Below are 13,702 nucleotides of genomic sequence, written 5' to 3'. Positions count from 1 at the left end.
GCCCGACGGGGCCGGCAAAGCGGACGAACACCCCGCCGCGGTTGTCGGATTCGAAACTCGCTTATACGTTCCTGTGATGCAGGATCGTATGCCTATCGGCCCCAGCGCGTTACCGGTCGGAAGTCAGGAGTGGCCGAGGATGGTTCAGGTGGATACGACGGTGCCGCATTCGGCACGGATGTACGACTACGTGCTCGGCGGCAAGGACAACTACCTCGTCGACCGGGAGGCCGCCGAGGAAGCCCTGAAGGTGTGGCCGGGGCTGTGGACGAGCATGCGGGTCAACCGGGCGGTGATGCGCCGCATGGCGCACTGGTTGACCGTCGAGGCCGGTGTCCGCCAGTTCCTCGACATCGGCACCGGCATCCCCACCTCGCCGAACCTGCACGAGGTGGTGCAGGAGACCGCCCCGGAGTCGCGGGTGGTGTACGTCGACAACGACCCCATCGTGCTCGTGCACGCCCGCGCGCTGCTGAGCAGCACCCCGCAGGGCCGCACCTCGTACGTCGAGGCCGACATGCGCAAGCCCGACGCGCTGTTCTCGAGCCCCGAGTTGCGCAACACCCTCGACCTGAGCCGGCCGGTCGCGGTGACGGTCATCGCGATGTTGCAGTTCGTCGAGGACGCCGCCGGGCTGATCGAGAAGCTGACCGCGCCGCTGGCCCCCGGCAGCTACCTGGCCATCACCGCCGCGACGGCCGACCTGGCCAAGGGCTCGACCGCGCTGGCCGAGGTGTACAACCGCCGGGGCGTGCCGATGTATCTGCGCTCCCGGGACGAGTTGACCGCCCTGTTCGCCGACCGGTACGACCTCGTCGAACCGGGTGTCGTGCCGATGCAGCACTGGCACCCCGTCGAGGGGAGGAACCGGTCGGCGTCGAGGACACCAACATGTTCGCGGGTGTGGGCCGGCTGCGCTGAGCCGGCCGGGGGCGAGCGGCGCCGGCCCTCGGCCTGTCGGATGTGCTACCCCTTGGCCTGCTGGATCCGGACCATGTTGCCCGAGGGGTCGCGGAACGCGGAGTCGCGCGGTCCCCAGGGCTGATCGATCGGCTCCTGCAGGACCTCGGCGCCGGACGCCCGGACCCGCTCGAAGGTCGCGTCGAGGTCGTCGGTGCTGAAGACGGTCATCGGCAGCATGCCCTTGACCAGCAGTTCCTGAAGGGCGTCGCCGTCGGCCCGGGAGCGGCCGGCGTGCGGCTCGGAGAGCACGATTTCGAGGTCGGGCTGCGTGGCGCTGCCCAGGGTGACCCAGCGGAAGTCGCCGGATGCGACGTCGTTGCGCAGTTCGAGGCCGAGCGCGTCACGGTAGAAGCCGAGCGATTCGTCGACGTCGTTGACGGTGATGTGGCAGTACTGGAGGGCGATCTTCATGCGTCCCACGCTAGCCGGCGTCGGCGGGGCCCGCTTCTCGGATCCTGCTCGGTCCGCCCCGGCTCGGCCGGGTCTGCAGCTTGGCCACACACGCGGGCATGGCCGCCACCGCCGGGTGCTCCCGGCCGCGATAGGCGCTCGGGGTCTCGCCGACGATCTCGGTGAACCGTGAGCTGAAGGAGCCGAGCGAGGTACAGCCGACGGCCATGCACGCCTCGGTCACCGTCATCCCGCCGCGCAGCAGCGCCATCGCCCGTTCTATCCGACGGGTCATGAGGTAGCTGTAGGGCGTCTCGCCATAGGCGGCCCGGAACCGCCGGGAGAAGTGCGCCGGCGACATGAGCGCCCGGCGGGCCATCGTCGGCACGTCGAGCGGTCGGGCGTAGTCCCGGTCGATCAGGTCCCGCGCACGCCGCAGGTGGGCCAGATCGGCCAGCTCTTCCGGAGTCATGCGGACCACGCTACCGCCGGTTGCCGACATACCCGACGACCTGCGCGAACGGGACCGGGAGCACCCGGGCGCCCACCACGCCGAAACCGTCCGGTTGGCACGGGTGAGGGCGCCGGCGTGCGCTCACGCGTGGCGCGGTGGCATCGGGACCAGGCGGTGTTCCACCGGGAGCGGGCCGAGGGCGTCGAGCATGGTGGCGAACTTGGCGCTGGTCTCCGCGAGTTCGGCCTCCGGGTCGGATTCGGGCAGGATGCCCGCGCCCGCCCACAGTCGGATGCCGTAGCGGCCGATCACCGCGCAGCGCAACGCGATGATCCAGCGGCCGTCGCCGTGCCGGTCCATCCAGCCGACGAGGCCGCTGTAGTAGCCGCGCGGGTGGGTCTCCAGGTGGTCGATCAGGGTCCGGGCCGCCGCGCGGGGCAGTCCGCACACCGCCGGGGTCGGATGCAGCAGCGCCGCGAGCGCCAGCGCGCTGGGCACCGGTGGGCGCAGTCTGGCCTGGATCCGGGTGGACAGGTGCCACACCCGTGCGGTCGCCACCACGTCCGGCCGTTCGGGGATGTCCAGCCTCGTGCACAGCGGGCTCAGCACTCGGCGCAACTCATCCACCAGCAGGGCGTGTTCGCGCCGCTCCTTGGCCGAACCCAGGAGTTCGGCGGCTCGGGCCCGGTCCAGGGCGGGATCGGGGTGTCGCGGTGCGCTGCCGCCCATCGGGTTGAGCAGGAGTCGGTCGCCGTGTCGGGACAGGAGCAGTTCCGGCGACGCGCCCACCAGAATGCGCCGGGGCCCGCGCACGCCGGGGCGGTGTGCGTCGGGTCCGGGCGCGCGGGGGTCGAGGTCGAGTCGGAAGACGTGTCCGCCGGGGTTGTTTCGGTACAGCCGATCCAGCGTCACCGTGGGGTCGAATCGGCCCGCCAGGGTCAGGCTGCGGGCCAGCATCACCCCGCGCGCGTCGCCGGCCCGCAGCCGCCGCACCACCTCGGCGACCGCGGCCAGGTAGGCGGGGTCGGCGGCCGACGGTCCGGCCCGCCGGGGCGGCGCCGCTCCGCAGGTCGCGACGGTGGTACGGGCCGTGCTGTACATGCGACCGACGGCGAGCACCGCGGGGGTGTTCTCGTCGAAGGGGAGCGCGCCGACCACGCACCGGCCGGGACCGGCGTGCCGCAGGGCCCGCTCGGCGGTCTGCGCGACGCGGGCGAACTGGCCCGGGCCGGGCCGGACCCGCAGCGGCGGCCCGGGATGGGCCCGCAGCAGGGATCGGGAGGTGGCGAGTAGGAAGCGGGCCGGACCGAGGGGCATCGTCGACTCCTGTTCCGCGCGACGCCGACCGGCCGTATACGGGCGGCGCCGCCGCCGACGTGGCAGCCGTGCGGGATGTCTGGCGGGCAGGGTCGACGGCGGGAACGACCCGCTCGGCTCACCGCCGTCCCGCCAGTGCACCATCCGGTCACGGGTCGGCGGCAGGGCGCGCGGGGGTGGTGCGCTCGCGTCCCGAAGCACGGCGGTCCATCCTGCGCGCCGGACGGAATCGGCCGTGCCGCACCCCGTCGCCGCCCGGTCCGGTCGGGGCCGCCCCGCGGGACGTCCGGCCGTACCGCGTGGGCGGATTCGCGCCTTCCGGCCCGGCCCGCCGGCCCCCACCGGCCGTTCCCCGGCACGCCTCGGCCCGGGCCCGCGTCCGGCTTTGAGCCCTCTCGGCGCAGGCCCTGTCCATCCGCCCGGGCCCGATCGTGGCCCGACTCGGCCACGGGATACGCATCTCGGCCACGGGCGGCGGCACCGTGCCGACCCTCCCGTGCATTCGAGCGCGCCCTGCGCCCGCAAGCGTCCGGAGTGCGGGCGACCCACCTCGTGGGCGCGTCCGCGGTGTGTTCACGGTTTGCGGGCCACCGCCCCGTAGCAGGAGACCAGCGCGGGTTCGGCGGACGGCTCGACGGTGGGGTGCCACCGGGACACCGGGACCACGCCGGGCTCCTCCACGTCCCAGCCGTCGAGGAGTTCGGCCACCTCCGCGCGGCTGCGCGGGCGTACGGTGATGCCCGCGTCGGCGTAGGCGCGGACCAGGCCGGCCCACCCCTCGGGGTCGTAGTCGCCGGTGACGTGCGCGATCACCAGCCGACTGCCCGAGGGCAGTCGTCGGGTCAGCCGGCGCAGCAGGTCGATCGGGTCCTGGTGGTCGGCGACGAAGTGCAGGATCGCCACGAGCAGCATCGCGACCGGCTCGTCGGAGGCCACCGAGCGCACGAACTCCGGGTGTTCGACCATCGTTTCGGGCCTGTGCGGGTCGGCGTTGAGGTAGGCGGTACGCCCCCGGGGTCCGCTGGTGAGCAGGGCCTGGGCGTGCGCGAGCACGATGGGGTCGTTGTCCACGTAGAGCACCCGGGCCTGGGCCCGGACGGCCTGGGCCACATCGTGCGTGTTGCGGCCGGCGACCGGGATGCCGCTGCCCACGTCGACGAACTGCCGGATCCCGGCCCGGGCCAGGTGCTCGACCGCGCGCAGCAGGAACCCCCGGTTCTCCTCGGCGGTGATCCGCAGGGTGGGGAAGGCCGCGAGCGCCGCCTCGGCCGCCTCGCGGTCGGGGTCGAAGTTGGTCCTGCCGCCGAGGTAGTAGTCGTACATCCGGGCCGGGTGGGCTCGTTCGATCCCGATCTCCAAGGACCTGTCCGTGCCGCGTCCGGGCTCGTCCGCCACCGTCGTCTCCCCTGGTTGCCGACCGGATCCTCCGCGCGGTACCGGTCGTCGTCCGCCCGATCATCGCGAACCGGCCCCGCCCGCGGGGCACATCGGGAAACTACCCGCGATCGGGGGGCGTCGCGCGTCGGTCGGGGTCCGGGATCTCCGGCAGGCCCAGGGTCCGGGCGATCGTCTCCTTCGCGTGGCGAACGTTCGAGCGCACGGTGGCGGCGGTCATGCCCAGCAGGCGACCGGCCGTCTCGTCGGAGTACTCCAGGACGTACCGCAGCGTCATCGCCTCGAACTGCCGGTCCGGCAGCCGGGCGATGGCCCGGAACAGGCCGATGGGGCCCTCCAGTTCGGCGAGCTGGTCGCGGGACAGGTGCAGTACCCGGCGGGCGGCTGTCGCGGTGTCCGGGTCGTCCTCGCTCAATCCCTGCATCAGCAGCGCGATCGCGTCGCGCCGGAGTTCGCGCACGGTCTTCTCCCGGATGCCGAGCAGCCGGGCGGCGTCCTGGTTGCTCTGTCCGAGGACCCGGGTGAGCAGGAAGACCTCGTGGTGGTCCCGTGGCAGTTCGTGCACGGCGGTGAACAGCGCGATGCGGTGTTCGAGGGTGTCGAATACCTTCGGCGGCAGGCGCAGCGCCTCGAAGGCGGCCGGGTCGAAGGCGGCGGTGGACACGAACGACGAGGTCTGGCCCGTGCGTTGCATGTGGCGGACGATGTGCCGGCGCAACATGCGCCAGGCGAGCGGTTCCACGGGTCCCGACGCGCGCTCCCATACCGTGGCCAGTTCGATCAGGCTTTGTTCGACGACTTCCGCGGCCGGCTCGCGCGCGCCCAGTTCCAGGTGCGCGACCCGTAACCACAGGGTGGCGTGCCTGCGATGGAACCGGACGAAATCGGGCGGCAGTTGGCCTTCGGCGGATCGTTCCCCCGGGTTCGTCACGACCCGTCCTTCCTGTTGCGCGGTGGGGTCCGGCGGGGAACTCCCGTCCCCGGCCCGGGGAGGGGCATCAGCGAGCCGGGTTCGAGGGCCCGCAGAGGGTGGTTCTGCGTCTCCACGCGGAGACCTCTCTGTTGGCTCCCCGGCCCGTGCGGGCCGGGGCGTCGATGCGGGGCGCGGCGCGCTCCCAGGCACAGCAAACCCGGTGCAGAGCCCGGTTGTGCAAGATGAAGGCTAACTGCACGTGAGTGCATATGCGCTGTCCGTTGATCGAACGGGCCTTGTTTTGGCATGTTTACGATCATTTATCCAGGATCGAAGAGCCCCGGCGCCTGGCGCCCACACCGCGGCCGCGAGCCGATCGCACGCCGAGCGGGGGACCACCACCCGGCGGTCGGACGACCCGGCGAACGCGGTTGCGCCGGGCGGGTACCGAGTGTCCCGCATCCGGGGGCCGCGGTCCGCCGTTCCGCACGGCGAACCCCCCGGATGGGACAAAATACTTGCCGTGCACTTGCACAGACGGCCTCCGCGTCCGCTTGGCTGTGTGCCAAGTCCCCTCGAGCGCATCCCGAAGTCCTGTCGATGTCCGCATCGGCGACCTCGCGGATCCGGCCTCGACACGCGCCCCGAACAGGCAAGGACACCCGTGAGCGACCATCGGCGCCCAGACCGTCCCCCTCCGACCCGCCCATGAGCCCCACCGACGCCGCGATCGGCGGCGAACCCCGCACGCTGCCCGTGTCGTTCCACGCCTACCGCCAGGCACACGCGGACACCTGGCTCGACTACGCGCGCCTGCACCTCGACGACCCGGACCGGGCCCGGACCCTCGTCGCCCGCGCGCTCCTCGACCTCGCCCTCACGTGGGCGCACGCGCTGCGCCGCCCCAACGTGCACGCGTACGCCTGGGCCCTGTTCCGGCGACATCTGGACGAGCACGGCCCGCACCGGACGCGGATCGCCGTCGCGGCCTCGCCGCACACTCCGGCGCTCCCGGGGCGGCACTACGACGTACTGATCCTGCGCACCCGACTGCGCTGCTCCGCGGAGCAGGTCGCGGACCTGCTCGGTACGACCGCCGACGGCGTGCGCTGCGATCTGCGGTGGGCGCTGCGCCGAACGGCCACCCATCCGGGCACGACCGACCCCAGCGAGGACATCCCGTGAGCACCTGCCCCGACCGTCGCGAACACCGGCCGACCATCGACGAGATGCTGGGCGCGGATGGCGTCCTCGCGCACGAATACGACGACTACGACCACGCCGAGGCGGAACGGGCCATCGTCGATGCCCTGTTCGGCGCGTCGACCCCGGCCGAGGCCGGTACGGACACCGACGCCGAGGCCGGTCCCCGGGCCGTCCGCGAGCGCGCCGCCCACGAACTCGCCCTGGCCGCGGCCGTGGTGCTCAACGCCGACCAGGCCACCGACGCGCTCCAGCGGCTGTCCACGCTGCACGCGGGCGGGCCGGACGGCGCGCTGGTGTTCGCCTCGCTGCTGTACCTGGCCCATCACGGGGACGGCGCCCGCTTCTGGTGGCAGGTCGCGGCCGGCTGCGGCAACCGCACCGCCGCACACTGCCTGTACCTCCTGCACCGCAGCCACGGCCAGACCCGTGACGCCGTGCACTGGCGCCGCCGGGCCGAGCGCATGACCGCACCCGACGCACCGTGCGAAGTGCCGTGCGCCGCCCGCCCGCTGCTCACCGATCCCGTGCGGCACGCGTTGATCGCCGCCAGTCATCGCGGCGCCGACCCCCGACTGCCGCCGGCCGTCGAACGGGTCATCCACGGCCTTCCGGTGGACGCGGCCGCGCCCGACTTCGGCGAGGTACCCGTGCCCGATCCCACCCTCCCGCGCGAACTCGCCGTCGCCACGGCCCGGGGGACTCCCCGACGCTGACCCCGGCCCGGGCGCGCCGCCGTTCGGCGCGCCGCCGCCGCTCAGCGCGGTGGTGCCGACAGGGGGCGCGTGCCCAGGGTGCGGAACAACTCCTTCGTCATGGCCCGGTTCACCGCCGGGTCACGGCCCTCGACATACGGGATGCGGGGCGTATATCCCGTCGCCGCGAACAGCGCGAGCGCACGGATGTTGCGCGCACCGGTCTCCACCACCAGGCGCCGCGCCCCCGCCTCGGCGGCGGTGTGCTCCAGGGTGTTCAGCAGGCGGCGACCACAACCGCGACCCCGGTGTTCGGGCACCACGTAGAGCCGCTTGATCTCCGCCGTGCGACTCGGCAGGGTACGCCAGCCGCCGCAGCCGATCGGCTCGGTGCCGGCGTACGCCACCACCAACAGGCCCTCGGGCGGCTCCAGATCGCGCGGCTCGGTGGTGTCGGGGTGATCGGCGAAGCCGTAGAGCGCGACCTGCTGGGCGTAGAGCGCGTGCAGCAGGCGCTGGGTGTCGGGATGCGTGTAGGGACGCGGCACGAGGCGAATGTCGCCGGTGCCGCTCGGGGCGTCGGCGCCGAACGGCCCGTGGTGGCCCGGAGCGGCCCCCAGGACGGCCCCGCCCTTGGCGCGGTGCGCGAAACCGATCAACGACCTGCTCCTCTCCCGCCGACTCGCGAACCAGTGCTCCGGGACATTCTCCGGCATGTCCCCACGCGACGGACAGTGGTCGAGGCGAACATGCTGCAACCGAGACTTCGGCGATCCGCACAAGGCCCCGGGTGCCGCAGGCCCGACCGGCCCCGAAACCGGTCGCTTCCCCTTCCCGGGTGACGAAGACCACGATCCGCCACGGACCGGCGAGCGCGCCCACGAAGGGTCAGCGGAGCTTCGCGGCGCCGTGCGACAGGGGGACGATGTGTGGGGCCGTCGTGGACAGTTGGTGGCAGGTCTCGCGGTATTCGCGGGGCGGGCGGGAGTCGCCGACGATACCGGCGCCGGCCTGTAGCCAGGTGGTGTCGTCCCGGGTGTGGACCATCCGCAGGGCCAGGGTCGCGTCCAACTCACCCAGCCGGGTGGCTCGGACGACGGCGCCGCCGTACAGGCCGCGCGGGCCCGACTCGTGGGCGTCGATCACCGCGTAGGCCGCCGCCCTGGGGACGCCGGTCGCGGCGAGGCCGGGGGTGGTCGCGACGAACGCGTCCCACGGGCTGTACGGCTGTGCCAGTCGGCCCGACAGGCGCGAGCCGATGTGGTGCACGTTGCCCCGCTCCCGGACCACCATGAACTCGTCCACGCCGACGCTGTCCGGCTCGCACAGGGCGCGCAGCTCGGCCTCGGCCGCACGGACCGACAGTTCGTGCTCGTGTACCTCCTTGGCGTCCCGCAGGAGCGCGCCGCGCCGTCGGGCGTCGAAGGCGGGGTCGCCATCGCGCGGACACGTGCCCGCGAGCGGTCGCACGGTGACGGTCCGGTCGCCGGCGACCTCCACCACGGTCTCCGGGCTGAACCCGACGGCTCGAAGTCCCGGCAGATCCAGCAGGAACGATCGGGCCGGCGCGTTCTCCCGACGCCCCCGCAGGTAGGTGGCCGGAAAGTCGACGGCATAGGGCACGGCCACCCGTCGCGACAACACCACCTTGTCCGCCTCGCCCGCCCGGATCCGCCCCACCGTCTTTGCCACGGCCGCCGCGAACGGCGCGGGATCGTCGTCCTCGACGTCCACGGGCCAACTCGGCGCGGCCGTCGCCCGATCGCCGTCGAGCACGATCCGCGTCACCCGCCGCAACCCCTCGACGTCGCACGCCCACACGGTCAGCGCCCTCTCGTCCACGCCGACCTCGACCCGAGGCACCGTCAGCCGCCCGAGCAGATCCGGCCCCACCGGCAACCCGGCCACGGCCCGCCCGAGTTCGAAGCCTACCCACCCGTAAAGCCGCCAGTCCTCGATCGGCAGCCCGGCCAGCACCGCCTCGATCGCCCGCGCCGGCGACCCCACCCACGGCACCCGGGTACATCGCCCCGCACTCGTCCCGACCACGGCATCCGGATACACGGCCACCTCCGCGACGGCGCCGCCGGCGAACCACCACCGCCCCTCGCCTTCGTAGACGACCGACTCGTCGAACCCCCCGGCCTCGGCCAACCGCACCACGACGTCGAGCGGATCGAACTCCCCCTCGCGGCGCACCCACAGCCGGCGCGGGTCGGTCGCGGCCGCATCGGGGGGCGCGGCGGTGGTGGTGGCGGCGGAGTCGATGGTCATGGGATGCACCGTCCTCGGATACCGCGGCCGGCCCGGGCCTCGACACGTCACGCGCGGCGCCCACCCGACCGCACGGATTGAGCAGTGTACGAGTTAGGTTAGCCTTACCTAACCAAAGATGCCAACGCCATATCGGGCGCTCCCGCCGATGCTCACGATCTCTCGGCTCACAAGCCAATTCGGCTGCATCACGCCCGAGTTGGGTAACGCATCCCTGCGGCGTTCGCTCGCCCGCACACACCGATCGACCCACGAGCGCATACCGCGACTCAGCCATTGGGATGGTTTCTTCGGCCTCCCGCGCCGCATCGACAACCGCCGTACCGGACAAATCGATACGTTGCCGAAGTCCGCCCTCCCGACCTCGCACGTCGTCCACCAGGAGGCTCCGTGCACACCATCGACCTGGCCGACGAGGGCCGTTCCTCCCGTTCGGGACTCACCCGGCGCCGCTTCGTGATCGCCGCCGGCGGGATCGCGGTCGGCGGCGCGTCGATCGGAGACGCGATCGGGCCCGACGCCCGGTCTCCCCACGATCCGTTCGCGGAGGTCGCCGCCGGCCACGACTCGCTCTCCTTCACCGCCGCCACCAACGGCGCCGCGACCCTCGACCCCGTCGGCGGCGGCCTGGTCGCCGAGGTGCAGGGCGTGTTGTGGGCGATCCCACCCGACGGCGGCCCGGCCCGCGCGCTGACCTCGCCCGAACTGGAGCCCGGACGACCGGCGTTCGCCCCCGACGGCCGCCTCCTGGCCTTCTCGGCCTATCGGGACGGCCGATTCCACGTCTGGACGATGCGCCCCGACGGCAGCGGACTCCGGCAACTCACCGACGGCCCGTGGGACGACCGCGCGCCCGCCTGGTCCCCGGACGGCGCCAGGCTGGTGTTCGCGTCCGAACGCGACGGCGACCCGATCACGGGCAGCCCGTACCGGCTGTGGGTGCTCGACGTGCGCGGCGGCGCGCTCACCCGGATCACCGGACTGCCCGGCCAGGACGGCCCGTTCCAGGACGGGCCGTGGGAGGACTTCGATCCGACCTGGGCCCCCGACGGCACCCGGATCCTGTTCGTCCGGGCCGCCGCGGGCGGCGCGTCCCCCGACGCCCGCACCGTGGCCTGCGTGCACCCCGACGGCACCGGCCCGGTGACCGTCGAGCACACCGAGACCACGCCCGGGACGCAGATCATGACCCCGGCGCTGTCCGCCTCCGGGCGGTTGGCGTATCTGCGCACCATGGGCGGGCCCGACAGCGCACGGCCCGACGGGGAGTGCGCCCTGATCGTCGACGGCGTGCGGATCCCGATCGACGGCGACGTGCTGCCGGTGCCGCCGCGCTGGAGCGCGGGCGGCGAACTGCTGCTCAACGTGGACGGGCGATTCCGACTGCTCCGCCCCGAGGACCCCACGACGGCCGCCGAGCTCGCCTTCGACGCCACGCTGCCGCTCGACCGGCCGCGGTACCGCGCCAAACACCGTGAGTTCGACACCGACCGGGTGCGACCCGTACGCGGCATCCACCTGCCCGCCCTGTCCCCCGACGGCCGCGAGGTCGCCTTCGCCGCGCTGAACTCGCTCTGGGTCGCGCCGATTTCGGGGGGCGCGGTGCCGCGCCGGGTGTTCTCCGCCGCGCCCACGCGCTACGTGATGGCGCCGACCTGGACCGGCGACGGCCGGAGCCTGGTATTCGCCGACGACCGCGACGGCCTCTACGCGGTACGCCGCCTCGACCTGGCGTCCGGCGCCGAAACGGTCCTGGCCGGCGGGGGACGCGCACACCCGGCCCTGTCCCCCGACGGCCGCCGGCTCGTCAGCCTCGACATGTCCGGCAACCTGGTCCTGACCGAACTCGCCGCCGGCACCGAACGGGTGCTCGCGCCGCCGCTGTCGGGCAGCGGACTGCCGGGGCGGCCGAGTTGGTCGCCCGACGGCCGCCGCGTGGCGCTGTGCGACCGCAACCGGCTCAACCGGCGCTTCCGCGAGGGCTACAACCTCATCCGGGTGATCGACGTCGACGCGCCCGCCGGCGACGCGCATGACGCGCCCGGCGCGAGCCGGCTGTACGCGGTCGCCCCGCACACCTCGCTCGCCGACCGCTACGACTCGGGGCCGGTCTGGTCCCCCGACGGGCGCTCGATGGCGGTGATCGTCGAATCCGCCCTGTGGCTGCTGCCCGTTCGCGCCGACGGCACCCCGGACGGCGAGGCGCGACAGCTGACCACCGAGGCCGCCGACCATCCGTCCTGGTCCGCCGACGGCGGCCGCCTGCTCTACCTGTCCGCCGGGCGGCTGCGCCTGTTCGACGTGGCCGCCGGCACCGCCCGCACCGTCCGGGTGCCGCTGGACCACCGCCACCCCACCCCGGCCGACCTCGTCGTCCACGCCGGACGCCTGTGGGACGGCACCGGCGAGCACACCCGCGACGACGTCGACATCCTCGTCCACCGCGGCCGGATCACCGCGATCGAACCGCATCGCCCCGGCCGCCGGTCCGCCGCCCCGCCCCTCGACGCGTCCGCGCGCACCGTGCTCCCCGGCCTGTGGGACGCGCACACCCACCCGTGGCAGTACACCTTCGGCGGCCGACAGACCGCCACCCAACTCGCCTACGGCATCACCACCGCCGTCTCGCTCGGCGGCTTCGCGTACGAGCAGGCCCGGCTCAAGGAGGCGATCAACGCGGGCGAGTCGGCCGGCCCCCGCCTGCTGAGCACCGGCGAACTCCTGGACGGGGCGCGGGTGGCGTACAGCATGGGCCGCAGCCACCGCACGCCGGCCGGGCTCGCCCGTTCGCTGGCCCGGGCCGCCGCGCTCGACTGGGACTTCGTGAAGACGTACGTGCGCGCCCCCACGTGGCTGATGGCCCAGGCGGCGCGGTACGCGCACGAAGAGCTGGGCGTAGCCGCCGGAAGTCACCTGTGTTCGCCCGGAATCGAGGTGGGCCAGGACCTGACGACCCATCTGAACGCGACCCAGCGCATCGAGTTCGGCCGCGCCGTCTCCGTGACGGGCCACTCGTACCAGGACGTGCACGAGATCTACACCACCGGCGGCTTCGCCATGATCGCCACGCCGTTCACCGCGCTGCCCCTGATCGGGGCCGATCCGGCCCTGGCCGCGGACGACCGGGTCACCGCGCTGATGCCGCCCTGGCACACCGCGCTCGTGCGCCAACTCGCCGACCGCCCGCCCACGCCCGCCCAACTGGCCGCGCTCGCCACCGAGATGGCCACCTACCGCCGCATCCTGACCGCCGGCGGCCGGGTCGCCCTGGGCACCGACGCGCCACTGGTCCCGGTGGGTCTGCATCTGCATCTGGGACTGCGCGCGCTGCACGCGCACGGTCTGTCCGCCGCCCAGGCATTGCGCACCGCCACGGTGCTGCCGGCCCGACTCTTCGCCGTGGACCGCGACCTGGGCACGCTGGAGACGGGCAGACTGGCCGACCTGACCATCGTGGACGGCGATCCGTTCACCGACTTCGACACCCTGGTCCGCACCGTCTCGGCGGTACGCGGCGGCACCCCCTTCCACCGGGACGACCTGGTCCGCTCCTTCCCGGCGCCCGCCGCCGGCCGGGCCCGGGTGACGCCGCCCGGAGCGGCCGACCCCGAACAACCCCGGCCCCCCGACGGCTGGTTGGCCATCGCCTTGGAGTTGCAGCGGGACGGCTGTTGCGGCTGAGGCGGCAGCGGGCGAGGGCGCGACTCGGTCAGGAGTCGGCGGGCTCGGAACGCGGCGCCTCGGGGTGTCGGCGCAGCGTGAACAGATGCGTCGTCCCGGTGATGTCGAGCAGGCGGCGGGCCCATTCGCCCGGGTCCAGGGTGAGCGTCGTGTCCCGCGCGCCCGCCCGCGTGCGCGCGTGCAACAGCGCGTGCACGATCGTGCTGTCGCAGAAGGTCACGTCCGCCAGGTCGACGTGCACGTTTCTCGCGCCGCTGTCGAGCACCCGGCCGAGCGCCCGGCACAGTCGCGGACCGGTGGCCACGTCGATCTCGCCGGCGACCCGGAGCAGGACCGGCTCCCTGTCGGCGGTGACGTTCAGGCGCAGCAGTTCCGAGGCGGGCACGGGTTGTTGGTACCGCTCGGGTCGGCTCGGCC

General features: G+C 73.6%; 12 protein-coding genes. 4 read left to right on the top strand and 8 right to left on the bottom strand.

What is annotated here, in order from left to right; genetic code table 11:
• The first annotated feature begins 139 nt into the window (after positions 1 to 139).
• Complete coding sequence (locus B4N89_RS35725) at positions 140 to 1,045, top strand: SAM-dependent methyltransferase (protein WP_161500928.1); 906 nt, start codon at positions 140 to 142, stop codon at positions 1,043 to 1,045.
• Here B4N89_RS35725 and B4N89_RS35720 read toward each other — a convergent pair.
• The 5 genes from B4N89_RS35720 to B4N89_RS35700 form a co-directional block, all read right to left on the bottom strand.
• Entirely contained in the window at positions 967 to 1,374 is a 408-nt protein-coding gene (locus B4N89_RS35720; RefSeq protein ID WP_078980598.1) for a VOC family protein, read from the bottom strand. The two genes, B4N89_RS35725 and B4N89_RS35720, sit on opposite strands and share 79 nt — an antisense overlap.
• A 10-nt stretch (positions 1,375 to 1,384) precedes the next feature.
• Positions 1,385 to 1,825, bottom strand: a complete 441-nt coding sequence (locus tag B4N89_RS35715) for a helix-turn-helix transcriptional regulator (RefSeq protein ID WP_078980597.1) — start codon at positions 1,823 to 1,825, stop codon at positions 1,385 to 1,387.
• 123 nt (positions 1,826 to 1,948) lie between these two features.
• On the bottom strand, positions 1,949 to 3,124 hold the full coding sequence (locus B4N89_RS35710) for an isochorismate synthase (protein ID WP_101897424.1): 1,176 nt from the start codon (positions 3,122 to 3,124) through the stop codon (positions 1,949 to 1,951).
• A 573-nt stretch (positions 3,125 to 3,697) separates the two neighbouring features.
• The gene (locus tag B4N89_RS35705) at positions 3,698 to 4,519 is read right to left on the bottom strand and encodes an SAM-dependent methyltransferase (RefSeq protein ID WP_078980595.1); all 822 of its coding nucleotides are present in this window, start codon (positions 4,517 to 4,519) and stop codon (positions 3,698 to 3,700) included.
• A 100-nt stretch (positions 4,520 to 4,619) separates the two neighbouring features.
• Entirely contained in the window at positions 4,620 to 5,450 is an 831-nt protein-coding gene (locus B4N89_RS35700; RefSeq protein WP_078980594.1) for an RNA polymerase sigma factor, read from the bottom strand.
• A 690-nt stretch (positions 5,451 to 6,140) separates the two neighbouring features.
• Here B4N89_RS35700 and B4N89_RS35695 point away from each other — a divergent pair.
• Positions 6,141 to 6,617 (top strand): hypothetical protein, encoded by a 477-nt coding sequence (locus B4N89_RS35695; protein ID WP_078980593.1) that lies wholly within the window; start codon positions 6,141 to 6,143, stop codon positions 6,615 to 6,617.
• Entirely contained in the window at positions 6,614 to 7,351 is a 738-nt protein-coding gene (locus B4N89_RS35690) for a hypothetical protein (protein ID WP_078980592.1), read from the top strand. Before B4N89_RS35695 ends, B4N89_RS35690 begins: the two co-directional genes overlap by 4 nt.
• 41 nt (positions 7,352 to 7,392) lie before the next feature.
• Here the strand turns inward: B4N89_RS35690 and B4N89_RS35685 are convergent, their stop codons facing one another.
• A complete protein-coding gene (locus B4N89_RS35685; protein ID WP_078980591.1) occupies positions 7,393 to 8,046 on the bottom strand; it encodes a GNAT family N-acetyltransferase in 654 nt (217 codons plus the stop codon).
• Positions 8,047 to 8,218: 172 nt separating this feature from the next.
• Positions 8,219 to 9,604 (bottom strand): salicylate synthase, encoded by a 1,386-nt coding sequence (locus B4N89_RS35680; protein ID WP_078980590.1) that lies wholly within the window; start codon positions 9,602 to 9,604, stop codon positions 8,219 to 8,221.
• A 399-nt stretch (positions 9,605 to 10,003) separates the two neighbouring features.
• Here B4N89_RS35680 and B4N89_RS35675 point away from each other — a divergent pair, with 399 nt between their 5' ends.
• Entirely contained in the window at positions 10,004 to 13,285 is a 3,282-nt protein-coding gene (locus B4N89_RS35675; protein WP_414646450.1) for an amidohydrolase family protein, read from the top strand.
• Positions 13,286 to 13,313: 28 nt separating this feature from the next.
• Here B4N89_RS35675 and B4N89_RS35670 read toward each other — a convergent pair whose 3' ends face one another.
• Positions 13,314 to 13,670: an STAS domain-containing protein gene (locus B4N89_RS35670; RefSeq protein ID WP_161500927.1), complete on the bottom strand. Its 357-nt coding sequence runs from the start codon at positions 13,668 to 13,670 to the stop codon at positions 13,314 to 13,316.
• Between the last annotated feature and the right edge of the window lie 32 nt (positions 13,671 to 13,702).

Origin of the sequence: Embleya scabrispora (genome assembly GCF_002024165.1) — a bacterium.
Taxonomy (GTDB): Bacteria; Actinomycetota; Actinomycetes; order Streptomycetales; family Streptomycetaceae; genus Embleya; species Embleya scabrispora_A.
Note: the sequence above shows the minus strand (reverse complement) of the source record. Positions and strands in the feature narration are given on the sequence as shown.